Annotated in this window: 20 protein-coding genes and 2 tRNA genes; 13 read left to right on the forward strand and 9 right to left on the reverse strand. The window is 69.5% G+C overall.

What is annotated here, in order from left to right:
* The first annotated feature begins 11 nt into the window (after positions 1-11).
* The 3 genes from ACGFSA_RS09215 to ACGFSA_RS09225 are packed head-to-tail and all read left to right on the forward strand — an operon-like array spanning position 12 to position 3083.
* The gene (locus ACGFSA_RS09215; protein ID WP_393301964.1) at positions 12-1616 is read left to right on the forward strand and encodes a TerD family protein; all 1605 of its coding nucleotides are present in this window, start codon (positions 12-14) and stop codon (positions 1614-1616) included.
* Positions 1617-1627: 11 nt separating this feature from the next.
* Complete coding sequence (locus tag ACGFSA_RS09220) at positions 1628-2308, forward strand: AIM24 family protein (protein WP_037688983.1); 681 nt, start codon at positions 1628-1630, stop codon at positions 2306-2308.
* A 19-nt stretch (positions 2309-2327) separates the two neighbouring features.
* Positions 2328-3083 (forward strand): AIM24 family protein, encoded by a 756-nt coding sequence (locus ACGFSA_RS09225; RefSeq protein WP_393301968.1) that lies wholly within the window; start codon positions 2328-2330, stop codon positions 3081-3083.
* A gap of 85 nt (positions 3084-3168) precedes the next feature.
* Here ACGFSA_RS09225 and ACGFSA_RS09230 read toward each other — a convergent pair whose 3' ends face one another.
* Together ACGFSA_RS09230 and ACGFSA_RS09235 are read right to left on the reverse strand one after the other, a co-directional pair.
* Positions 3169-3717 (reverse strand): NUDIX hydrolase, encoded by a 549-nt coding sequence (locus tag ACGFSA_RS09230; protein ID WP_393301971.1) that lies wholly within the window; start codon positions 3715-3717, stop codon positions 3169-3171.
* Positions 3714-5156: a zinc-dependent metalloprotease gene (locus tag ACGFSA_RS09235; protein ID WP_393301974.1), complete on the reverse strand. Its 1443-nt coding sequence runs from the start codon at positions 5154-5156 to the stop codon at positions 3714-3716. The genes ACGFSA_RS09230 and ACGFSA_RS09235 overlap by 4 nt, the downstream gene beginning before the upstream one ends.
* A gap of 190 nt (positions 5157-5346) precedes the next feature.
* Here ACGFSA_RS09235 and ACGFSA_RS09240 point away from each other — a divergent pair, with 190 nt between their 5' ends.
* From ACGFSA_RS09240 to ACGFSA_RS09255, 4 genes are all read left to right on the forward strand, one after another.
* The gene (locus ACGFSA_RS09240) at positions 5347-6489 is read left to right on the forward strand and encodes an SDR family oxidoreductase (RefSeq protein ID WP_393301977.1); all 1143 of its coding nucleotides are present in this window, start codon (positions 5347-5349) and stop codon (positions 6487-6489) included.
* Between the two features lie 160 nt (positions 6490-6649).
* Positions 6650-7111, forward strand: a complete 462-nt coding sequence (locus ACGFSA_RS09245; RefSeq protein ID WP_393301980.1) for a molybdenum cofactor biosynthesis protein MoaE — start codon at positions 6650-6652, stop codon at positions 7109-7111.
* 127 nt (positions 7112-7238) lie between these two features.
* Positions 7239-7409: a hypothetical protein gene (locus ACGFSA_RS09250; protein WP_366136868.1), complete on the forward strand. Its 171-nt coding sequence runs from the start codon at positions 7239-7241 to the stop codon at positions 7407-7409.
* Positions 7410-7553: 144 nt separating this feature from the next.
* Entirely contained in the window at positions 7554-8642 is a 1089-nt protein-coding gene (locus tag ACGFSA_RS09255) for a PDZ domain-containing protein (RefSeq protein WP_393301984.1), read from the forward strand.
* 53 nt (positions 8643-8695) lie between these two features.
* On the opposite strand, the gene ACGFSA_RS09260 is transcribed toward ACGFSA_RS09255, so the two are convergent.
* Positions 8696-9265 carry a PPA1309 family protein gene (locus ACGFSA_RS09260; RefSeq protein ID WP_393301987.1) on the reverse strand — a complete coding sequence of 190 codons (570 nt, stop codon included), beginning with the start codon at positions 9263-9265 and terminating at the stop codon, positions 8696-8698.
* Between the two features lie 127 nt (positions 9266-9392).
* Here ACGFSA_RS09260 and ACGFSA_RS09265 point away from each other — a divergent pair, with 127 nt between their 5' ends.
* From ACGFSA_RS09265 to ACGFSA_RS09280, 4 genes are all read left to right on the forward strand, one after another.
* On the forward strand, positions 9393-12254 hold the full coding sequence (locus ACGFSA_RS09265; protein ID WP_393302218.1) for a UPF0182 family protein: 2862 nt from the start codon (positions 9393-9395) through the stop codon (positions 12252-12254).
* A gap of 54 nt (positions 12255-12308) precedes the next feature.
* A tRNA-Met gene (locus ACGFSA_RS09270) sits at positions 12309-12382 on the forward strand.
* Positions 12383-12594: 212 nt separating this feature from the next.
* The gene (locus ACGFSA_RS09275; protein WP_393301990.1) at positions 12595-14676 is read left to right on the forward strand and encodes a sel1 repeat family protein; all 2082 of its coding nucleotides are present in this window, start codon (positions 12595-12597) and stop codon (positions 14674-14676) included.
* 272 nt (positions 14677-14948) lie between these two features.
* Positions 14949-15022: transfer RNA gene (locus ACGFSA_RS09280), tRNA-Met, on the forward strand.
* 204 nt (positions 15023-15226) lie between these two features.
* On the opposite strand, the gene ACGFSA_RS09285 is transcribed toward ACGFSA_RS09280, so the two are convergent.
* A complete protein-coding gene (locus ACGFSA_RS09285) occupies positions 15227-15646 on the reverse strand; it encodes a Fur family transcriptional regulator (protein WP_393301993.1) in 420 nt (139 codons plus the stop codon).
* 149 nt (positions 15647-15795) lie between these two features.
* On the opposite strand from ACGFSA_RS09285, the gene ACGFSA_RS09290 reads away from it, so the two are divergent.
* Positions 15796-17265, forward strand: a complete 1470-nt coding sequence (locus ACGFSA_RS09290; RefSeq protein ID WP_393302221.1) for a catalase — start codon at positions 15796-15798, stop codon at positions 17263-17265.
* A 114-nt stretch (positions 17266-17379) separates the two neighbouring features.
* On the opposite strand, the gene ACGFSA_RS09295 is transcribed toward ACGFSA_RS09290, so the two are convergent.
* Both ACGFSA_RS09295 and hisN read right to left on the reverse strand, forming a co-directional pair.
* Entirely contained in the window at positions 17380-17781 is a 402-nt protein-coding gene (locus tag ACGFSA_RS09295) for a cyclic nucleotide-binding/CBS domain-containing protein (RefSeq protein ID WP_266981710.1), read from the reverse strand.
* 182 nt (positions 17782-17963) lie between these two features.
* Positions 17964-18800 (reverse strand): histidinol-phosphatase, encoded by an 837-nt coding sequence (gene hisN, locus ACGFSA_RS09300; RefSeq protein WP_366691398.1) that lies wholly within the window; start codon positions 18798-18800, stop codon positions 17964-17966.
* Between the two features lie 122 nt (positions 18801-18922).
* Between hisN and ACGFSA_RS09305 the strand changes: the two genes are divergently transcribed.
* Complete coding sequence (locus ACGFSA_RS09305; protein WP_393301998.1) at positions 18923-19531, forward strand: TetR/AcrR family transcriptional regulator; 609 nt, start codon at positions 18923-18925, stop codon at positions 19529-19531.
* Positions 19532-19739: 208 nt separating this feature from the next.
* Here ACGFSA_RS09305 and ACGFSA_RS09310 read toward each other — a convergent pair whose 3' ends face one another.
* The 3 genes from ACGFSA_RS09310 to aroA form a co-directional block, all read right to left on the reverse strand.
* Positions 19740-20063: a multidrug efflux SMR transporter gene (locus ACGFSA_RS09310; RefSeq protein WP_030915586.1), complete on the reverse strand. Its 324-nt coding sequence runs from the start codon at positions 20061-20063 to the stop codon at positions 19740-19742.
* Between the two features lie 90 nt (positions 20064-20153).
* Positions 20154-21170, reverse strand: a complete 1017-nt coding sequence (gene rsgA / locus ACGFSA_RS09315) for a ribosome small subunit-dependent GTPase A (RefSeq protein WP_266981705.1) — start codon at positions 21168-21170, stop codon at positions 20154-20156.
* A gap of 3 nt (positions 21171-21173) precedes the next feature.
* Positions 21174-22490 carry a 3-phosphoshikimate 1-carboxyvinyltransferase gene (aroA, locus tag ACGFSA_RS09320; RefSeq protein ID WP_393302002.1) on the reverse strand — a complete coding sequence of 439 codons (1317 nt, stop codon included), beginning with the start codon at positions 22488-22490 and terminating at the stop codon, positions 21174-21176.
* Between the last annotated feature and the right edge of the window lie 60 nt (positions 22491-22550).

Genomic DNA, 22550 nt, shown 5'->3' on the forward strand with positions numbered 1-22550 from the left:
GGTCGTTACGCATGGCCAGGGAATTCCAACGCGGCCACAAGGCCAAGATCAGTGATCTCACGCCGGGGACGGATCTGTACGTAGGTGTGCAGATCGCCGGTCCTGGACTGACCTTCGACATCAGCTGCTTCGGCCTCGATGCTCATGAGCAGCTCTCCGACGACCGGTATTTCATCTTCTTCAATCAGCCGAAATCGCCCGAGGAGTCCATTCAGCTCCTCGGTGCCCAGTCCGGTGACACCGAGTCGTTCCGCGTCACTCTGGAGCGCATTCCGGCGAACATCCACAAGCTGTCGTTCACTGCGACCGTCGACGGCGCGGGGCAGATGTCGCAGATCGGTCCGGGATACATCCGGATCGTCGCGGGTGGCGAGGAAGTCGTCAGGTACGCCTTCACCGGCTCCGAGTTCACCACCGAGCGCGCGGTGATGCTGGGCGACTTCTACCTGAAGGACGTCTGGCGGTTCGCCGCTGTCGGACAGGGCTTCGACGGCGGCCTCGACGCGCTGCTGAAGAACTTCGGCGGCGAGGTCGCCGAGGAGGCGCCCGCCGCACCGCAGCCGCAGGCGGCGGCCCCCTCGTTCGCCCCGCCCGCGCAGGCCCCGGCGCCCGCTCCGTCCTTCGGTGTCCCGGCCGCCCCCCAGGTCCCTCAAGTCCCGCAGCCGGCTCCGTCCTTCGGTGTCCCGGCCGCGCAGGTACCCACTCCGCAGCAGCAGATGCATGCCGCGCCGACGATCGCGGCGCCGATGGCACCGCAGGGTGGCATCGTCCCGCCGCCCGCGCCCGCCCCCGCTCCCTACGGTCAGCCGGGACAGCCACCCCAGCAGCCCCAGTTCGGGCAGTTCCCCGGCCAGGCCATGCCGGCCGCCCCTTACGGTCAGCAGGCCCCGGCTCCCTACGGGCAGCAGCCCCCCGGAATGCAGCCGGGCATGCCCCAGGGTGTGCCGCAGGCCGGCGCCGGTCTGCAGGCCGCGCTCCAGCCGTACAAGGAGACGGCCACCGGCCAGCGTTGGACGCCGCAGAACCAGCAGCTCATGCGGGTCGACCTCACCATGGGCGGTACACCGGTGCTCGCCCGTCAGGGCTCCATGGTGATGTATCAGGGCAAGGTCGACTTCAGCTACAAGGGTGCCGGTTTCGCGGGTCGCATGGTCGGGAATGCGACCGGCCAGGAAATGCAGCTGATGCGCTGTACCGGTCGCGGCCAGGTCTTCCTCGCCGAAGACGGCGCCCATCTGCACTCCATCGAGCTACAGGGCGACGGCATCTGCGTCTCCGCGGAGAGCGTCCTCGCCTTCGACGAGTCGCTGCAGTACGAGGTCCGCAGGATCGAGGGTCACGGCATCCCCGGCGGCGCCCTGTTCACCATGCAGTTCCAGGGCAGCGGCACGGTCGTCGTCAAGACCCACGGCGTCCCCGTCGTCCTGCCGGTCACGCCGACCACGTTCGCCGACTGCAACGCCGTCGTGGCGTGGTCGTCCGCGTCCCAGGTGATCATCTCCAGCCAGGTCCGGCTGCGCCGCAACGCGTACCCGGGGCACAGCGGAGAGACCGTGAACCTCCAGTTCCGGGGCGCCCCCGGCAATTTCATCGTCGTCCAGCCCTACGAGGTCTGAGGGAGCCCGTCATGAACCAGCAACTCGCGGGCTTCGCCCCGACCCCCGTCACGGCCCGTATGGAGAACCACGGCCATACGATGCTCAAGGTCGCCATGGCCACGGGCCAGGACCTCTACGCACGTACCGGCTCGATGGTGTCCTACGAGGGCTTCATCCAGTACGAGCCCAACCCGCCGGCCGTCCGGCAGATCGCCTCCCAGTGGATCACCGGCGAGGGCGCACCCCTGATGAAGTGCTCCGGTGACGGTCTGCTCTACCTCGCCGACTACGGCGCCGATGTGGTCGTCATCAATCTCAACAACGACTCCCTCTCGGTCAACGGCACCAACGTCCTGGCCTTCGACGGCCACCTCACCTGGGGCGTGGAACGGGTCAAGGGGCTGGCGAAGTTCGCCGGCCAGGGCCTGTGGAACGTCTGCATCTCCGGCACCGGCTGGGTCGCGATCACCTCGCGCGGCACGCCGATCGTCGTCGACTGCGGACGCGGCGAGGACGAGACCTATGTCGACCCGGACGCCCTTGTGGCGTGGTCCCCGAACCTCAAGGTGAAGGGCAAGCGCAGCTTCAAGGCCTCCTCGCTGATCGGGCGGGGAAGCGGCGAGGCGTTCCAGATGGCGTTCTCCGGCCAGGGCATCGTCGTCGTCCAGCCGAGCGAGGACAGTACGGACCGCTTGCGGGTCCGGAACTGAGGGGGAGCGAGAACACACCATGCAGAGTCCGCTTTTCAACTACACGGAACAGCAGTCCCAGGACCGGTACACCCTGCAGAACCCGCAGCTCCTGCGGGTCTCGCTGACCGGCCACGACGACGTCCTCGCCCGCAAGGGAGCCATGGTCGCGTACCAGGGGCTGATGGAGTTCGACGGTGAGTACCAGTCGCACGGGCAGCGCCGCGCCCGCGCGAACACCGGTGAGGGCCTCGACCTGATGCGCTGCTCGGGGCAGGGCACCGTCTACCTCGCCAACCTCGCGCAGTACGTCCATGTCGTGGACGTCGACCGGGACGGCATGACGGTGGACAGCGCCTATGTCCTGGCGCTCGACTCGTCGTTGCACACCGAGGTCATCGCTGTGGACAGCCAGTACGGCATCTCGGGCACGGGCAAGTACCAGCTCAACATCTCCGGCACCGGCAAGGTTGCCCTGATGACGTCCGGCCAGCCGCTGATGATGCAGGTCACGCCTGACAAGTACGTCAACATCGACGCCGACGCGATCGTCGCCTGGTCCAGCTCGCTGCGCGTGCAGATGCAGGCACAGACGCACTCCTCGGGCGTCTGGCGGCGGCGTGGCAACACCGGCGAGGGCTGGGAGCTCAGCTTCCTCGGACAGGGCTTCGCCCTGGTCCAGCCGAGCGAGGTGCTGCCCCCGCAGAGCGCCCAGATCGGCCAGGGGCTGCGCGCGCAGTACGGCATGGGCCAGCAGGGAGCGCACGGACAGAACCAGAACAACGCCTGGAACTGAACCGCGGGGGAGACCGTAAGGGGCGACCTCGTGAGAGGGCGCCCCTCACCCGTTGATGTGCCGGTGCCGAGGGCCGTCGGTACGGCTACCGGCTGCCTTCCAGCGCCGCGCGCGTACGTGCCACCAGCCGAACCACCGAGGTGTCGGCGACCTCGGCCACCTCGTCGTATGCGAACCAGCGCAGATCCAGCGACTCGTCGCTGATCTTTTCCGTCGCGCCCGACGGCGCCAGCGCCGCGTACTGCACATCCAGATGCCAGTGGCAGGGCGCCGGGATCGCATGCCGGTCCAGCACCACCGGGCCGCCCGCCAGCAGCGTCAGACCGCTGATGCCGGACTCCTCAGTGGCCTCACGCAGCGCCGTGGCCGCCAGCGTGGCGTCCTCGGGTTCGCAGTGGCCGCCCAGCTGCAGCCACATCTGCAGCTTCCGGTGCAGTGTCAGCAGCACCCGTCCGCGCTCCGGATCGACGACCAGCGCGCTGGCCGTCAGATGCCCGGCCCGGCACGCCTTCCACATGCCGTCCGGATGCTGTGCCAGATGATCGAGATAGGTCTGCCGCAGCTGCTCCTGATCAGCGTCGGCCCGGTCCTCGTACCTCTTCAGTACGAGAACGGCGTCGTCGTACAGGCTCACTGGTCGGTGTCGTCCTTGCCGTCGCTGTCGCCGGTGGCGCCGGTTTCCTCGCCCTTGTCGTCCGCGGGCTTCCGGGGACCCTTCGCGGCCTCGCCGAGCATCTTGTCCAGCTCGGAGAAGTCCAGCTGCTCGTGGTGCACGAACCCGTCCGGGTCGTCCAGGTCATGTGCGGTCGGCAGCATGTCCGGGTGCTCCCAGAGCGCGTCGCGCCCGTCGAAACCGCGCGCGTCCGTGAGCGACGCCCACAGCCGAGAGGCGTCCCGCAGCCGCCGCGGCCGCAGCTGCAGCCCGATCAGCGTGGCGAACGTCTGCTCGGCCGGGCCGCCGGAGGCACGGCGCCTGCGCATCGTCTCGCGCAGTGCGTCCGCCGACGTCAGCCGGGACTTCGCGGCCTCGTGGACCACCGCGTCCACCCAGCCCTCGACCAGCGCGAGCGCCGTCTCCAGCCGGGCCAGCGCCGCCTTCTGCTCCGGTGTGTCCTCCGGCTGGAACATGCCCTGCTGAAGGGCGTCCTGTAGCTGCTCGGGCTGCGACGGGTCGAACTGGCCGACCACGTCCTCCAGCTTGCTGGTGTCGACCTTGATGCCGCGCGCGTACCCCTCGACAGCGCCGAACAGGTGCGAGCGCAGCCACGGCACATGGGCGAAGAGCCGCTGGTGGGCAGCCTCGCGCAGGGCGAGATAGAGCCGCACCTCGTCCTGCGGCACGCTCAGGTCCTTGCCGAACATCTCGACGTTCAACGGAAGGAGCGCGGCCTTGCCCGCCGGGCCGAGCGGCAGTCCGATATCGGTCGAACCAACCACCTCACCCGCCAGCACACCCACGGCCTGCCCGATCTGCTGACCGAACATCGCACCGCCCATCGACCTCATCATGCCGATCAGCGGGCCGGCCATGGCCTGCATCTCCTCGGGCAGCACATCGCCCATGGCCATGCCGACACGCTCCGCCACCGGGTCGACCAGCTTCTGCCAGGCGGGAAGGGACGCCTCGACCCACTCCGCACGGCTCCATGCCACGGTCGAGACCGCACCGGAGGGCAGCGACGTCACGCCGTCCAGCCAGTGATCCGCCAGGCGCAGCGCCTCGTCGACCGCCGACCGCTCGGACGGGCCGACGCTCGCGTCCTTCGTTCCGTCCGGCGTGCCCTGCGAAACCGTCTGGCGGGCGATCTGCTTGGCCATGTCCCAGTTCACGGGACCGCCCTCGTAGCTCAGCATCTGGCCGAGCTGCTGGAAGGCGGCTCCCAGGTCGTTCGGGTTCATCGTGCCGAACATCGCCGCGAACGGGTTGTCCCCGCCCGCGCCCGGCCCGAAGCCGAACGGGTTCGCCGGCCCGCCCGAACCCTGCCCACCTCCGGTGGGGTCCTTCTTCTTGCCCTCGTCGCCGTTCTCCGGCTCCTCCGGCGGAAGGCCGAATCCGAATGGGGTGTCACTCACGGGTTTCCTCGGCTCGTAGGGCCGCCGGCTCGAACCGACGGCGACTGCCCGACATCACCATCCAGCGTAGACACCATGTCCGCTCAGGGCCTCAGTGCTCCGCCGGGTCCCGGCCTGCGGCAGGATGGACGCCACCTGGTACGTACGCGTCATTCGGGTACGTACTGAAGACAACCGCTGGAGACGCCCGGTGAGTTCCCCAGATCCTCAGGTTCGCGCAGCGCGAAACCTGGCCGACCCTTCGCACGAGAGCACGCCCTCGAAAAGCCGCTCCAAGAGCCGCGGCCCCGTCGTCGCGGTCACCGGTGCCGCGACCGGCGTCGGTGAGCTGCTCACCGCGCGCCTCGCGGCATCCGAGGAGATCAAGCAGGTCATCGCCATCGACGAGCGCCGGGGCGAGGTCTCCGATGCGACCTGGCATATTCTCGACGTGCGAGACCCCGCCATCGCCGAGAAACTGCGCGGCGCAGACGTCGTCGTCCATCTGGCACTCGATCTCGACCTGGAGACCGACCCCGCCGCCCGTACCGCGTACAACGTCCGCGGCACCCAGACCGTGCTGACGGCCGCCGCGGCCGCCGGAGTCCACCGGGCCGTGCTCTGCACCTCGGCGATGGTCTACGGGGCGCTGCCCGACAACGACATCCCGCTCGCCGAGGACGCAGAGCTGCGCGCCACGGCCGAGGCCACCGGTGTCGGTGACCTCCTGGAGATCGAACGGCTCGGCCGCCGCGCACCTCGTGCCCACCCCGGGCTCAACGTCACCGTGGTCCGCCCCACCGTTCTGGTCGGCGGTACGGACACGGCGCTGACCCGCTACTTCGAGTCGCCGCGACTCCTCGTCGTCGCGGGATCGCGCCCCGCCTGGCAGTTCTGCCACGTCGACGACCTGGTCGCTGCCCTCGAGTACGCCGCGCTGGAGAAGATCGACGGGGAGTTCGCAGTCGGCTGCGACGGCTGGCTGGAGCAGGAGGAGGTCGAGGAGCTCAGTGGTGTACGCCGGATGGAGCTGCCCTCCGCCGTCGCCCTCGGCGCCGCAGCCCGGCTGCACCGGATCGGTCTCACCCCGTCCCCCGCGGGCGACCTCGCATACACGATGCACCCCTGGGTGGTCAGCGTGAGCCGACTGCACGACGCCGGCTGGCGTCCCCGGTGGACCAACGAGGAGGTGCTCGCCGCGCTCCTCGAAGAGGTCGAGGGCCGCCACACTGTCGCCGGACGCCGGCTCGGCCGCAAGGACGCCACCGCTGCCGGTGCCGCCGGTGCGACCGTCGCGCTGCTCGGCACCGCCGCCCTGGTCCGTCGCGCCCGCAAGGCGCGCCGTCGCATCTAGTGCCCCTCCCGGCAAGCTTTGCCCCGTCGCGCCGCCCAGCACGCCCGTTTTTCGTTCGGATCATGCCGGGCGGGTCTGCAGAAGGCTCGAAGGCTGCCGATGGTCCGCCGGTGGAAGGGGCTATTCCGCGATGTCGGCGCGGTACGGCACGATGGGCGGCATGGCACCCACCCACGACCACCCCGGTGAGCAGGCAGCGCAGGACCCGATCCGGCTGCTGGAGATCCGTGAGACACCGTTGTCGGTCGACGAGATCTTCCGCGCCGTCGGGGACGACGCCGCGGGCGGCACCGCGCTCTTCGTCGGCACTGTGCGCAATCACGACGGCGGACAGGACGTCGGCGCGCTGGGCTACTCCTGCCATCCGTCGGCGCAGGACGAGATGCGCCGGGTGGCCGAGAAGGTCGTGGCCGAGTTCCCGGTCAGGGCGCTGGCGGCAGTGCACCGTGTGGGTGAACTGGAGGTGGGAGATCTGGCCGTCGTCGTCGCAGTCTCCTGCCCGCACCGCGGGGAGGCGTTCGCCGCGTGTCGCAAGCTCATCGACGACCTCAAGCACGAGGTTCCGATCTGGAAACACCAGCGGTTCTCCGACGGCACGGAGGAGTGGGTCGGCGCCTGCTGAGCTCAAACCTAACCGGCGGTCATCCGCCCCGATTTGCGTAACCGCACCCCTGCCATGAGCGTTGGTTCTGCAGATGGCTAATCTGCTGATCGGCAGTTGCGGTCGCTCATGGGGTAGGGAGGTCGTCATGGCAGCACTTGCCTGGTTGCTGATCCCGCTTTTCGCTGCTCTCGGCGCTGCGATATGGGGGAGCTGGGCCGCCAGAAATCGCACGACCGGCGATGTCACCGAACTCGCCGGGTATGCCCGGTTCCGTGAGGCGATGGAGAAATCTCACTCCGGTTCCGACGCTGCCTGAGGCAGCACCACAGGTACGCAGTCGCCGATCCGCATCGCGGCGCCGGCTGCCCACGCCGATCGGCACAGCACCTCACCTGGCCCTCCGCCTCTTACGGACCGGCCCCGGCGGTGCACTGACAGACCCTTCCCGTACTGTCGTTCCATGCCACGCCGCACCGCGACGATGCTCGCCTCCACACTGATTCTCATCGCGCTGCTCTGCGCAGGCGTGCCGATGAAAGTGCCGTACTCGGAGATGTCTCCCGGTCCGACGGTGAACACGCTCGGCAAGGTCGGTGGAGAACCGGTCCTGCAGATCTCCGGGCACAAGACGTACAAGACGTCCGGCAACCTCAATATGACGACGGTCCGGGTCACGGGCGCCGACTACAACATGAACCTCGTCTATGCCGTCTACGGCTGGCTCGCCCACGACAGCGTCATCGTCCCGCACGACACGCTGTATCCGAACGGTAAGACCGAGCAGCAGTCGACGCAGGAGAACGCCGAGGAGTTCAGCCAGTCCCAGGAGAGCGCCAAGGTCGCCGCCCTGACCGAGCTGGGCATCCCGGTGACCTCGCGCGTCGTGGTCTCCACGGTGATCAAGGGCAGCCCCGCGCAGGGCAAGCTGCACGCGGGCGATGTGATCAAGGCGGTCGACGGTACGGCGGTCAGACAGCCCGAGGACGTCGCGAAGCTCGTCACCAAGCACAAGCCCGGTGAGAGCGTCACGTTCACGGTGATCCCGGCCAGGACGGCGGCCGCCGCCGAGAAGGCCGGCAAGGAGCCGCAGGGTTCCGAGAAGATCACCATCACGACGGCGAAGGCGCCCAAGGAGAACCGGGCGATCGTCGGCATCCAGGCCGGGACGGACCACACGTTCCCGTTCCGGATCGACATCAAGCTCGCCGATGTGGGCGGCCCGAGCGCCGGTCTGATGTTCTCCCTGGGCATCATCGACAAGCTGACGCCCGGCCATCTGACCGGCGGCAAGTTCATCGCGGGCACCGGCACCATCGACGACCAGGGCAAGGTCGGTCCGATCGGCGGCATCAACATGAAGCTGGTCGGCGCGCGCAACGCGGGCGCCAGGTACTTCCTGACGCCGGACGACAACTGCAGGGCCGCCGCGTCCGACACCCCCAGCGGGCTCACGCTCGTGAAGGTCAAGACGATCGACGACGCGAAGAAGTCGCTGGAGAAGATCCGCACGGGGGACACGGCCGCTCTGCCGAGCTGCTCGGCAGGCTGACCGCGCCCCCCACGGGGACGGCGGGCGCGATACCGCCCGCCGTGGTAGGACTCTCAGGACTCGAACGTGGCGGCCAGCGCCTCGGCCAGCCCCGGTACCAGACCCGCGCCGGTCAGGACCTCGCTCGCGGAGTCCTTCTCCCGGAGCCGTACGGCGGACTCCCGCGCACCGTTGCGCAGGACGGCCACGGTCATCCGCACCTCCTGCCGGTCGGGGTGCCGGGCGACCCACTTCGTCAGCTGGGCGTCACTGAGCCCGTCCGGTACGGAGGCCTCGGCGGACGGCGGCAGCATCAGGCGCTCCACCGTCATCGCGCATCCGGCCACGGCGTCGGGCCAGGCAATGGTGGCGAGGAACTCGTCCAGAGCCTTTCCGCGGGGGATCTCCTCCTGCTCGATCGGGGTGAGTGCGGCGGTCGTCGACTCCTGGCTGTCGAGACCGAGCTGGGCTGCGAGCCCCGGCTCCTGGGCGCGCAGCTTGGCGGTGTCGACGAGAGCGAAGAGCCGGGCGGGCTGGTCCCAGCCGAGGCCGGCGGCGTACTCGTCGATTTCGAGCACGGCGACGGTGAGGGGGCTTGCGGCCATCGGGGGGCCTGAGGGGGAAACGTTGGGCATGCCCAACATCCTGCCTCCTTCCACCCCGGGAACGGGAACTAGGTAAAGCATCAGTAAGTTGCATAGGTGGGCTCTACGATCGCTGGGCCTGCTTCACACGACCGCGAACTTCGAGGGGCGCACGTTGGCTTTCCAGATGCCGGACCGCGGCGGAGGCCCGACCGGGCCACGGATCAGAGTCGGCCGCCCGTCCCGGCGCGCCCGTACCCTGCTCATGACACTCGGCGTCCTGGCGATTCTCGCCATGGCGTTCGTCATGTTCGCCGGGTTCTGGACGGACTGGCTCTGGTACCGGTCGGTCGCATATTCGTCCGTCTTCACCACCACCCTGTGGACCAAGATCGGGCTGTTCCTCGTCTTCGGACTGCTGATGGCGATCGCTGTCGGCCTGAACATCTGGCTCGCGCACCGGCTCCGGCCGCCGCTGAGCGCGATGTCCCTGGAGCAGCAGAGCCTGGACCGCTACCGGATGAGCGTCGCCCCGCACAAGAGGTGGGTACTGCTCGCGGTCACCGCGCTCGTCGGGCTGATCGCCGGAGCGTCCGCATCGGGCCAGTGGCGCACGTGGTTGATGTACGTGAACGGCGTGGCGTTCGGGCAGAAGGACCCCCAGTTCCATCTGGACGTCTCCTTCTACGCCTTCGACCTTCCGTGGTACCGCTTCCTGCTGGGCTTCGGCTTCGCGGCCACGGTGCTCTCGCTGATCGCCGCCGCGGTGACCCACTACCTGTACGGCGGGCTCCGCATCACCAGCCCTGGCGCGCGGGCGACCGGCGCGGCCACCGGCCACCTGTCGGTGCTGCTCGGCGTCTTCGTCTCGCTGAAGGCCGTGGCGTACTGGCTCGACCGGTACGGGCTGGCGGTGAAGTCCAGCGACTTCAAGGCGACGGACAACTGGACGGGCCTGCGGTACGTCGACGCCAACGCCTATCTGCCGGCGAAGACGATCCTGTTCTGCATCGCCGCGATCTGTGCCGTGCTGTTCTTCGCGACGCTGTGGCGCCGCACCTGGCAGCTCCCGATGATCGGCTTCGGTCTGATGGTGCTCTCCGCGATCCTGATCGGCGGGCTGTACCCGGCGATCGTGCAGAAGTTCCAGGTCCAGCCGAACGAGCAGGCCAAGGAAGCCCCGTTCATCCGGAAGAACATCCAGGCGACGCGTGACGCGTACGACATCGACAACGCCCGGGTGACCGACTACTCGGGCAAGAGCACCACGACGGACGACGCGAAGCTGCGCGCGAGCGCGGACGACGCGGCGAGCTACCGGGTGATGGACCCCAACGTCGTCTCCCCGGCCTTCCAGCAGCTCCAGCAGAAGCGGAACTATTACCAGTTCCCCAAGACACTGGACGTCGACCGCTACAAGGACGCCACCGGCAAGGACCAGGACACGGTCATCGGTCTGCGCGAGCTCAACCTGGACGGCATCCCCAAGCGCAACTGGATCAACGACCACTTCACGTACACCCACGGCTACGGCGCCATCGCCGCGCGGGGCACCACGACGGGCAAGAACCCGAAGGGGTCCCCGGACTTCACCGAGTCGGGTCTGCCGACCACCGGCGAGCTCGGCACGTACCAGCAGCAGATCTACTACGGCGAAAAGACCGAGCAGTACTCCATCGTCGGCGGGCCCCAGAAGGAGCTCGACTACGAGGAGGACGGCGAGAAGACCACCAGCTACAAGGGCAACAGCGGAGTCAGCCTCTCCAACGCGTTCAACCGCGCCGCGTACGCGGTCTCGTTCAGCGAGCCGCAGATCCTCTACTCGGGGGCCATCGGCGAGGGCTCGCGGATCCTCTACAACCGCACGCCCAAGGAGCGCGTCGAGGCGGTCGCCCCGTGGTTGACCATCGACGGCGACGCGTACCCCGCGGTGGTGAACCACCGCATCCAGTGGGTCGTCGACGCGTACACCACCACCAACGGGTATCCGTACGCCTCGCGCACGACGCTCGGTGACACCACGGCGGACTCGCTGACCACCAATCAGCGCGCGGTCGTCGCCCAGCAGAACCAGGTCAACTACATCCGTAACTCGGTGAAGGCCACCGTCGACGCGTACGACGGCAAGGTCACGCTGTACGAGTGGGACACCAAGGACCCGGTCCTCAAGACCTGGCGCAAGGCGTTCCCCGGGACGGTGAAGCCACGGGGTGACATCCCCCAGGACCTGATGGCCCACCTGCGGTACCCGCAGGACCTGTTCAAGGTGCAGCGTGAGCTGCTCACCCGCTACCACGTCACCAACCCCGCACAGTTCTACAGCGGCAGTGACGCGTGGCAGGTCCCGGACGACCCGACGAAAAAGGAGTCCGGCGCCGTCCCGCCGTACTACCTGAGCATAAAAATGCCGGACCAGCCGGCCCAGAAGTTCTCGCTGACCACCACGTTCACCCCGAAGGGGCGGCCCGACCTCGGGGCATTCATGGCGGTGGACGCGGATGCGGCCAGCAAGGACTACGGCACTATACGGCTGCTCAGAGTCACCACGACGGTGAAGGGCCCCGGGCAGGTGCAGAGCGAGCTCAACGGCAACGACGATGTCGCCGAGTTCGTGAGAAACCTCAAGGGAACCGACTCCGACATCGAGTACGGCAACCTGCTGACGGTGCCGCTCGACGGGGGCTTCCTCTACATCGAGCCGGTCTACACGCGCGGTGGCACGCAGAACTACCCGCTGCTGCGCAAGGTGGCTGCCTCGTACGGTTCGAAGACCGTCTTCGAGAACAGCCTCGGGGACGCGCTCAACGCGGTCTTCGGGGTGGACGGCACCGAAACCACGCAGCCACCGGGCGAGACCACGAAGCCACCTGCGACCACCGGCGACGCCGCGCTCAAGCAGGCGATCGCGGATGCGCAGAAGGCCTATGCGGAGGGCGAGGCGGCCCTGAAGAAGCAGGACTGGAGCGCCTACGGCAAGGCTCAGGCCGATCTGCAGGACGCGCTGAAGCGTGCGGCGGCGGCCGCGCCCAAGGCGGACAAGGGCAGCTGAGCAGCTGCCGGTAAAGCCCCACCTCCGTGTCGTGGTACGGTTTGAACACAACGACGCGGGGTGGAGCAGCTCGGTAGCTCGCTGGGCTCATAACCCAGAGGTCGCAGGTTCAAATCCTGTCCCCGCTACTGAAAGACGAAGGCCCGGATTCTTTCGAGGATCCGGGCCTTCGTCGTGCCGTGAAACCTTCCCATGTGGTGGGCGTGAAGTGCGGTTCGCAGGGCACGAGTTGGGTCAGGACGTGTTTGACTTATCTCTCTGTGGGCATGTCGACAAAACGCTGAAGTGACCTCACTGGCCGCGGTATACCAGGTGTACGCGGGTTGCAGGTGGTGGGACGATGGTATTTATGGGGGACAGGGCAACTCTGTTGGAGACAGGGCGGTTTGTGCAGCTGCACGTCCATGGGATGGAAAACGTGACGGACGCGGCTTTTGCCGCTGACGCTGCGAGTAACGCCGTGACTGTTGAGAACGCTGAGACAGTGGAAGGCGTCGAGGCCGCGGGGGCGGCCGGGACCACGGGAGTCGCCGGGACGTTGGCGGCTTCCGGCGACGCCGAGAGCACGGAGAGCGCCGAGACCGAAGCGCGGCACCGCCGCTCCGCCGACGCCGGGGACACCGCGTCCATGAGCGTCCTCGGCGCCCTGCTGCTGCGCCGTGGTGATCTGAACGGCGCCGAGCCCTATCTACGGGCAGCCACGGCCGACGGCGACCGGGCCGCCGCCAACAACCTGGGTGTTCTCCTCCACCAGCGCGGCTATGCCGACGAGGCGGCCGGCTGGTGGCGTATCGCCGCCGTCGCCGGTTCCGCCGCCGCCGCGCACGCCCTGGGCCGCCACTACCGCGAGCGCGGCGACGAGCCCGGCGCCGAGTACTGGCTGCGCCAGTCCGCCGAGCAAGGCCATGCGCTGGGCGCGTACGCCCTTGCCGACCTGCTGGAGCACCGCAGCGACGTCGGCGCCGAGCGTTGGTTGCGCGCCGCCGCCGAGCAGGGCCACCGGGAGGCCGCTTACCGCCTGGCACGCGCCCTGGAGCGCAGGGCCGCCACCGACCCGCACGACGCGTTCGGCCGTCCCGGAGCGGACGCGGGGCTCGGGATGAGCATGGGGCCCGGTCCGGGTGCGGCCGGTGGTCCCGTGACCGGTACACGTAACGCGGGCGGGACTGCCGCGCGCAAGGACGACGGACCCGTGGCCGGTTCCGCCACCGGGCGGGTCGGTGAGGCCGAGCAGTGGTACCGGCAGGCCGCCGCGCGCGGACACCGTCGCGCCGCCCTGCATCTCGGCGCCATCCTCGAACGGCGCGGCGAGCTCAAGGAGGCCGGTCGCTGGTACCTCACCTCCGCCAAGGACGGCGAGGCACGTGCCGCCTGCGCGCTCGGATTCCTGCTGCGCGATGCGGGCGACGAGGAGAGCGCCGCCGTGTGGTGGCTGCGCGCCGCCCAGGACGGTGACGGCAACGCCGCCAACGCCCTGGGCGCCCTGCACGCCGCCCGCGGCGAGCAGCAGACCGCCGAGCGCTGGTACCGCGCCGCCATGGACGCGGGCGACGTCAACGGCGCGTACAACCTCGGACTGCTGTGCGCCGCCCAGGACCGTACGCCGCAGGCCGAGCAGTGGTACCGCCGTGCCGCATACGCCGGTCACCGCGAGGCCGCCAACGCACTGGCCGTACTCCTGCTCCAGGCGGGGGACGCGACCGGTGCGGAGCCCTGGTTCTCCAAAGCCGCCGAGGCGGGCAGCGTCGACGCCGCCTTCAACCTCGGCATCCTGCACGCAGGGCGCGACGAGGACCGCGCAGCGCTCAGCTGGTACGAGCGGGCCGCCGCCGCCGGGCACACGGAGGCGGCGCTCCAGGTCGGCATGGCGCTGCTGCACCACGGCGAGGAGCAGGAGGCCGAGCGTCATCTTCGCTGCGCCGCGGGCGGCGGCAGCGCCGAGGCGGCCTTCCGGCTGGCCGGGGTGCTGGACTCACGGCAGCCACCGCCGGGACCGCCCGCGCTCGGCGAGCCGATGCCGGAGAAGACCGAGTGCGAGGAGTGGTACGAGCGGGCCGCCGAGCAGGGGCACCGCCGTGCCCAGGTGCGCGTCGGCATGCTCGCCGCCGCTCGCGGCGATGTGGACAGCGCCGCCCGCTGGTACCGCGAGGCGGCCGAGGCGGGCAGCCGCAACGGGGCCTTCAACCTCGGGCTGCTCCTCGCCCGCGAGGGCAGCGAGCGCGAGGCCGCGTTGTGGTGGAGCCGCGCCGCGAACGACGGGCACGGGCGGGCCGCGCTGCGCCTCGCCCTGCTCGCCGCCCGCCGCGGCGAACTCACCGAGGGGCAGCGCTGGTGCGCACGGGCGGTCGAGCTGGGCCCGGCGGAGGTCGCCGAGCGCGCAGCACGGCTGCGCGAGGCGCTGCACCAGGAGCTGACCGCGTAGGGGAGCACCACGGGCGCGGCACGGGACGTGGCGCCCGGCCCTGGCGTCCCACCCGTCCGAGCCGGTGCAGGGTCGCCGGGCATGCTGCACGGCACGGGGATGTGCCGGCGGGTCCGGCGCCGTGCCACGGTCAGTCCCGTCACCCGTGATCCCTCCCCGAGCCCCCGGGCCCCCTGTGCGGGCGGTACGCCGAGTCTCCGCGGGCCGCCGCCCCACCCCGCAGAAACGGATTTGCGCTGGTCGTGGGCGTCACGTAATGTTGTGTTCACCGACGCGGGGTGGAGCAGCTCGGTAGCTCGCTGGGCTCATAACCCAGAGGTCGCAGGTTCAAATCCTGTCCCCGCTACTGAAGGCAGAGGGCCGGATCCTTTTACAGGGATCCGGCCCTCTGTTCATGTCCGAGGTCATCTCCTCGGAGCGTGTGGCCCACCGTCTCCCCGTGCGTCGCCCTTGCCGATCATGGTGCCCATCTCGCGACGGTGATCTTCCGCTTCTTCGCCGGCGGCACTGGAACCCGGGGTCTCGCTCGCACCGGGCCTTCCGCGGCGTCTCAGGCCGTTGCCGCGCAGTTCGGGCAGATGCCGCGGTACGTCACCTCGACATCGGAGACCGTGAAGCCGAAGCGCTCGTCGGCCGGCAGGTCCGCCAGCGGATCGCCCGCCGGGTGCACGTCACGGATGGTGCCGCACCGGGCGCAGACCAGGTGGTGGTGGGGGCGGTGCGCGTTCGGGTCGTACCGCTTCGCTCGGCGATCCGTGGAGACCTCGATGACCTCGCCGAGGGTCACCATCTCGCCGAGCGTGTTGTAGACGGTGGCGCGGGAGATCTCCGGCAGCTTGGCGACGGCCCGGGCGTGGACCTCGTCGGCCGTCAGGTGCACATGGTCCCCGTCGAGGACTTCGGCCACGACGCGCCGCTGCGCAGTCATGCGCCAGCCGCGTCCGCGGAGCCGTTCCAACAGGTCACTCATGGAAACAAGCCTAACAGCGAGGGGACCCTGGTCCCGAACGGGTGTGACTTTAGATATTCACTTGACCTGGACTTAGTCCATTGTAGGATCGGGACCGGCATACGCCAAGGGACAGGCTGTGCGGACATCAGGACATGACGGATGCAGGAATGACGCAGGAGGCGCACGTGACGCAGGGACCGCTTACCACGGAGGCCGGTGCGCCGGTCGCCGACAACCAGAACAGTCAGACCGCGGGCGTCGGCGGTCCGGTCCTGGTGCAGGACCAGTCGCTGCTGGAGAAGCTCGCGCATTTCAACCGCGAGCGCATTCCGGAGCGCATCGTGCACGCCCGCGGCGCCGGTGCGTACGGCACGTTCACGCTGACCCGCGACGTCTCGCAGTGGACGCGGGCGAAGTTCCTCTCCGAGGTCGGCAAGCAGACCGAGACGTTCCTGCGCTTCTCCACCGTCGCGGGCAACCTCGGCTCCGCCGATGCGGTGCGTGACCCTCGCGGCTTCGCGCTGAAGTTCTACACCGAAGAGGGCAACTACGACCTCGTCGGCAACAACACTCCGGTGTTCTTCATCAAGGACGCCATCAAGTTCCCGGACTTCATCCACACCCAGAAGCGCGACCCGTACACCGGCTCGCAGGAGGCGGACAACGTCTGGGACTTCTGGGGTCTGTCGCCCGAGTCCACCCATCAGGTGACCTGGCTCTTCGGTGACCGCGGCATCCCGGCCACGCTGCGTCACATGAATGGGTACGGCTCGCACACCTACCAGTGGAACAACGAGGCCGGCGAGGTCTTCTGGGTCAAGTACCACTTCAAGACCGACCAGGGCATCAAGAATCTCACCCAGGCCGAGGCGAACAAGCTCGCCGGCGAGGACCCGGACAGTCACCAGCGCGATCTCCGCGAGGCGATCGAGCGCGGCGACTTCCCGTCCTGGACCGTGCAGGTCCAGATCATGCCCGCGTCCGAGGCGGCCACCTACCGCTTCAATCCGTTCGACCTCACCAAGGTGTGGCCGCACGCGGACTACCCGCCGATCGAGATCGGGAAGCTGGAGCTCAACCGCAACCCGGAGAACATCTTTGCGGAGACCGAGCAGTCGATCTTCAGCCCCGCGCACTTCGTGCCGGGCATTGGTCCGTCCCCGGACAAGATGCTCCAGGGCCGCCTCTTCGCGTACGGCGACGCCCACCGGTACCGCGTCGGCATCAACGCCGACCACCTGCCGGTGAACCGTCCGCACGCCACCGAGGCGCGGACGAACAGCCGGGACGGCTACCTGTACGACGGCCGTCACAAGGGTGCGAAGAACTACGAGCCCAACAGCTTTGGCGGTCCGGTCCAGACCGACCGTCCGCTGTGGGAGCCCACCACGGTCACCGGCGAGATCGGTACGCACGAAGCCCCGGGCCACGCCGAGGACAACGACTTCGTGCAGGCCGGAAACCTCTACCGGCTCTACTCCGAGGACGAGAAGGCGCGCTTGATCGACAATCTCGCCGGGTTCATCGCCAAGGTCTCGCGCGACGACATCGCCGAGCGCGCGATCAACAACTTCCGTCAGGCCGACGGCGACTTCGGCAAGCGACTCGAAGCGGCGGTCCAGGCCCTGCGCGCATAGCGCCCCTCCCGGCGCCAGAGCGTATCCGCCATGTACCGGCTCTCCGGCGGACGACGGGCCTGTCCCTCTTCACCGAGGGGGACAGGCCCATCGGCCGTACGTACGTGGGGGCGCTCAGCCGACCAGCTCCACCGGGTGGCGCCGGGCCGGTGCCCAGCAGCGGATGATGTCGCGGACCGAGACGATGCCGACGGGCCCGTGGTCGTCCAGCACGATCAGATGGCGGAATCCGCCGTGTGTCATGGCCTCCGCGGCCTCTTCCAGGGTCCAGCTGGGCGCGGCGAAGACCACATCGTTGGTGGTGTGGGTGGACGCGGTCTCGGTATCGGGGTTCTGGCCGGAGCCGACCGAGTTCAGGATGTCGCGCTCGGTGAGGATGCCGATCCCGCTGGTGTCCCGGTCGAGGACAACTGCCGCCCCGATGCGGCGTGCCGACATCAGTTGGGCCGCCTGGCGGAGCGTATGGGTGGGGCCGATAGTGAGGACCATCGTGCTCATGGCGTCACGGACGAGCATGAAGGGAGCCACCTCCTTCGTGAAGCGACTGCGTGAGTCGATTCACAAGTTCACAAGTGGGGGGACTCTCAGCGTTGCATCCTTGAGGGAGTCCAACAAGGGGTGTGTCGAGATCATTCGAGGGGCGCGCGGAAGTGCACCACACGCCCCTCAAAGTCCGCGCGCCTCATGACGGCCCGGGATCAGTAGCGCTGGTTGAGATACCCCAGCAGCTCGTGGTGGAGCAGGCCGTTCGAGGCCGCCGCGTTTCCGCCGCCCGGACCGGAGACTCCGTCCAGGCTGGTGAACCGGCCCCCCGCCTCCTGGACGATGATCGCGTTCGCCGCCATGTCCCAGAGCGAGAGCTCCGGCTCCGCGCAGATGTCGACGGAACCCTCGGCGACCATCATGTACGGCCAGAAGTCGCCGTACCCACGCGTACGCCAGCAGGCCCGCGTCAGGTCCATGAAGCCGTCGAGCCGGCCCTGCTCCTCCCAGCCGGTCATCGAGGCGTACGCGAACGAGGCGTCCGCGATCCGCTCGACCTTCGAGACGTGCAGCCGGGTTGCGGAGGTGAGGCTGCGGCCGGAGTACGCCCCCGCGCCCTTCGCCGCCCACCAGCGGCGGCCCAGCGCGGGCGCCGACACGACACCGACCACGGGCTGGAACCCTCCCCCACTCTCGGCTCCGCTCGAGCGGGAGGTGCCCCCTCCGCCCGCCTCCATCAGCGAGATCAGGGTCGCCCAGACCGGGACACCGCGGACGTAGTTCTTGGTGCCGTCGATCGGGTCGACGACCCAGCGGCGCGGACCGGTGCCCTCGAGCCCGTACTCCTCGCCGAGGATTGCATCGCGCGGACGTGCCCGATGGAGGTGGCCGCGGATCAGTTCCTCGGCGGCCTTGTCGGCCTCGCTCACCGGCGTCATGTCCGGCTTGGTCTCGACCTTGAGGTCCAGAGCCTTGAACCGGTCCATCGTCGCCGCGTCGGCGGCGTCCGCCAGCACGTGGGCGAGGCGCAGATCATCGTGGTAGTCGGGCATGTCGTCACAGTATCGACCGCAGGTGAACGGGGCTACACGACCCCGGACGCTGCTCGAGGTCTTGACAGTGCCCAGTGGCGCGTCAACTCTGAACCGCAGAGTCCCTGGCGTGGGAGGCGACGATGCCGACAGCGCGCGAAGCATTGCTGGACGCCGCCCTCTCGGCGCTCACCACCCGGCCCTGGCCGACCGTGCGGATGGTCGATGTCGCCTCCGCCGCCGGAGTCTCCCGGCAGACCCTCTACAACGAGTTCGGCAGCAAGGACGGCCTGGCCCGGGCCCTGGTCCGGCGCGCTGCCGACGGCTATCTCGCAGGTGTCGAACGGGCGCTGGGATCGCCCGGCGGCACGGGGGACAGGCTGGCCGCGACCGCCGCCTGGACGGTGCGGGCGGCCCGTACGAACGCCCTGGTCAGGGCGTTGCTCACGGGTTGCTGGAGCGGGCGATTACCCCGTCCCGTGCGCCTGGCGGCGTCGGCCCGTTCTTCCGTACCCGCGCAGCGGCGGGCCGATGCCGGACCGCCGACCCCCGTCGAACTGCTCGGTCTGGTGTGCGATCGCGCGGTGGCCGTGCTGGACGAGGGGCGCCCGCCGCGCGACTCGGCGGCACTGGCCACGACCTGCGAGGTCGCGATGCGGCTCGCGCTCTCGTACGCGGTCGCCACGTCCGCCCTCCCCACGGACGCGGCGCCGCTGGTGCGCGAGGCGGTGGAGCGGTGGCCCGCGGCGTGACGCGCGGGCCACCGGCGCCCCGGAGCGCGAGCGCCGCAGGCGCGAGGTACCGGCCGTGATCCGCCGGGCGCGACGCGGCGGTACGAGCGGTCCGGGTCACGCTGCGCGGTGTACGCGGATTCGGGCGAGGGGGAGCGCTGCGCGCGCGAAGTGCCGGTCGCCGAAACGGTCGGGCATGGCGCCGCCTGTCGCTTTTCCCGCACCGGCCTCAGTGGGACGAGCCCGACAGCTGCAGTCCGATCACACCCAGGATCACCAGCGAGATCGACACCAGCTTGAGGGTCGAGACCACATCGTCGAGGAAGACCATGCCGTAGATCGCGGTGCCCGCCGCACCGATGCCCGTCCAGACGGCGTAGGCGGGCCCCACGTCGAGCTTCTTCAAGGAGAGCGTCAGCAGACCGAAGCTGCCGAGCGCGAAGATGCAGAACGCGATGGTCGGCCAGAGCCGGGTGAAGCCGTGGGACAGCTTCAGGCAGACGGCGAAGCCGGTCTCCAGAAGTCCTGCGACCACGACCAGCAGCCACGCCATCGTCAGTGCCCTCCCACGTCAGTGACTGCGCCGTCCCGCTGAGCGCGATTATGCACTTACCGTCAGCAGCAGGCCGCAAACGTACCCGGATCAGTCGCCTTCGCGGCGCTCCCGGGTGGCCAGCAGTCGGTGCAGGGAGTCCAGCCGTGCCGGATCGGCGTGCCCGGCGGCGACCCAGGCGCCCAGCGCGCATTCCGGCTGGGTGGCGTCATGGGTGCAACCGCGGGGACAGTCCTCGGTGCCCGGCTCCAGGTCGGGGAACGCGTGGATGACCCGCGACGGGTCGATGTGGTTCAGCCCGAAGGAGCGCACCCCGGGGGTGTCGACCACCCAGCCGCGCCCGTCCGGCAGCGGCAGCGCGAGCGCCGAGGTGGTGGTGTGACGGCCGCGGCCCGTGACCGCGTTGACGACGCCCGTCGTACGCCGCCGGTCCTTCGGCACGAGGGCGTTGACCAGGGTGGTCTTCCCGACGCCGGAATGCCCGACAAAGGCGGTCACCCGGTCGTTCAGCTGCTCGCGCACCCGGTCCGCCGCGTCGCCGTTCTCCAGCTCCTCGCGGCTGGTGACGATGTACGGGACCCCCAGGGGGGTGTACGCCTCCAGGAGCTTGTCCGGCGATGCGAGGTCGGACTTGGTCAGGACCAGGAGCGGGGAGAGTCCGCCGTCGTACGCCGCCACCAGACAGCGGTCGATCATCCGCGGGCGGGGCTCCGGATCCGCCAGCGCGGTGACGATCGCCAGCTGGTCGGCATTGGCGACGACCACCCGCTCGTACGGATCGTCGTCGTCCGCCGTCCGCCGCAGCACCGAGCGGCGCTCACCGATCCGGACGATGCGCGCGAGGGTGTCCTTGTCGCCGGACAGATCGCCGACGATCGAGACGGTGTCGCCGACCACCGCGGCCTTCCGGCCCAGCTCCCGGGCCTTCATCGCCATGACCGTACGGCCGTCGACGAGGCACGTCAGGCGGCCGCGGTCCACGGTGAGGACCATGCCTTCCTCGGCGTCCTCGTGCTTCGGGCGGGTATGTGTACGAGGCCGGTTGCCCTTCGGGTTGGGGCGGAACCGGATGTCGTCCTCGTCGGGGTTCTTGCCGTAGCGACGCATGATTCAGGCCCCGAGCATTCGGGTCCACATCTGCGGGAAATCCGGCAGGGTCTTGGCGGTTGTCGCCACGTTCTCGATCTCCACTCCGGGGACGGCAAGGCCGATGATCGACCCAGCGGTTGCCATCCGGTGGTCGTCGTACGTATGGAAGGTACCGCCGTGCAGCGGGCGCGGCTCGATGTGCAGCCCGTCGGCGGTCTCGGTGACGTTGCCGCCGAGCTCGTTGATCTCCTTGGTGAGCGCGGCCAGCCGGTCCGTCTCGTGCAGCCGCAGATGTGCGACACCGCTCAGTGTGGAGGGGGAGTCGGCGAGGGCCGCGACCGCGGCGATGCCGGGGGTCAGTTCGCCGACCTCGCCGAGGTCCACGTCGATGCCGTGGATACGCCCCGATCCGGTGAACGTCAGACCGCGTTCGGTCAGTTCACAGCTGCCGCCCATAGTGGTGAAGATCTCGCGCAGCGTGTCACCCGGCTGGGTGGTGTGCTCCGGCCAGTCCGGGATCGTCACCCGGCCACCGGTGACCAGCGCCGCCGCGAGGAAGGGCTGGGCGTTGGAGAGATCCGGCTCGACCGTCAGGTCGCGGCCGAGCAGCGCCGACGGGGACACCCGCCAGACATTCGGCTCGCCGCCTGTCTCCGGCTCGTCGACCTGGGCGCCGACGGCCCGCAGCATGTCGACCGTCATCCGGATGTGAGGCATCGAAGGCAGCCGGGAACCGGTGTGGCGTACCTCCACGCCCTGGTTGAAACGCGGTGCCGACAGCAGCAGGGCCGAGACGAACTGGGACGACGAGGACGCGTCGATCGCCACCGGGCCGCCGTCCAGCGCCCCGCCGCCGTGCAGGGTCATCGGCAGCGAACCGCGCCCGTCGTCGTCGATCCGGGCGCCGAGCACCCGCAGCGCGTCGATCACGCCGGTCAGCGGCCGCTCGTACGCACGCGGATCGCCGTCGAAGCGGATCGGACCGTCGGCGAGGGCGGCGACCGGCGGCAGGAATCGCATCACCGTTCCGGCGTTGCCGACGTCGACCGTGGTGGGGCCGTGCAGCCCGGCCGGAATCACCCGCCAGGCCTCGCCGGAGCCGTCCGGGCCGACACCCTCCTCGATGCCGACGCCCATCGCACGCAGCGCCTGCGCCATCAGCAAGGTGTCGCGGGAGCGCAGCGGGCGGCGCAGCCAGCCCGGCTCGGCGGCGAGGGCGGCCAGGACCAGCGCCCGGTTGGTGACCGACTTCGATCCGGGCACGGTGACGGTCGCGTCGACGGCCCCGCTCGCATAGGGGGCGGGCCAGAGGGCGGGGTGCACGGAACTTTCGGTCATGGACCTCACTTTAGTGGCTCGCCGCAATCCCAGATCCTGCTCAAACAGGCCGAAACCGGG

The sequence above is a fragment of the Streptomyces sp. NPDC048496 genome (assembly GCF_043200055.1).
Lineage (GTDB): Bacteria > Actinomycetota > Actinomycetes > Streptomycetales > Streptomycetaceae > Streptomyces.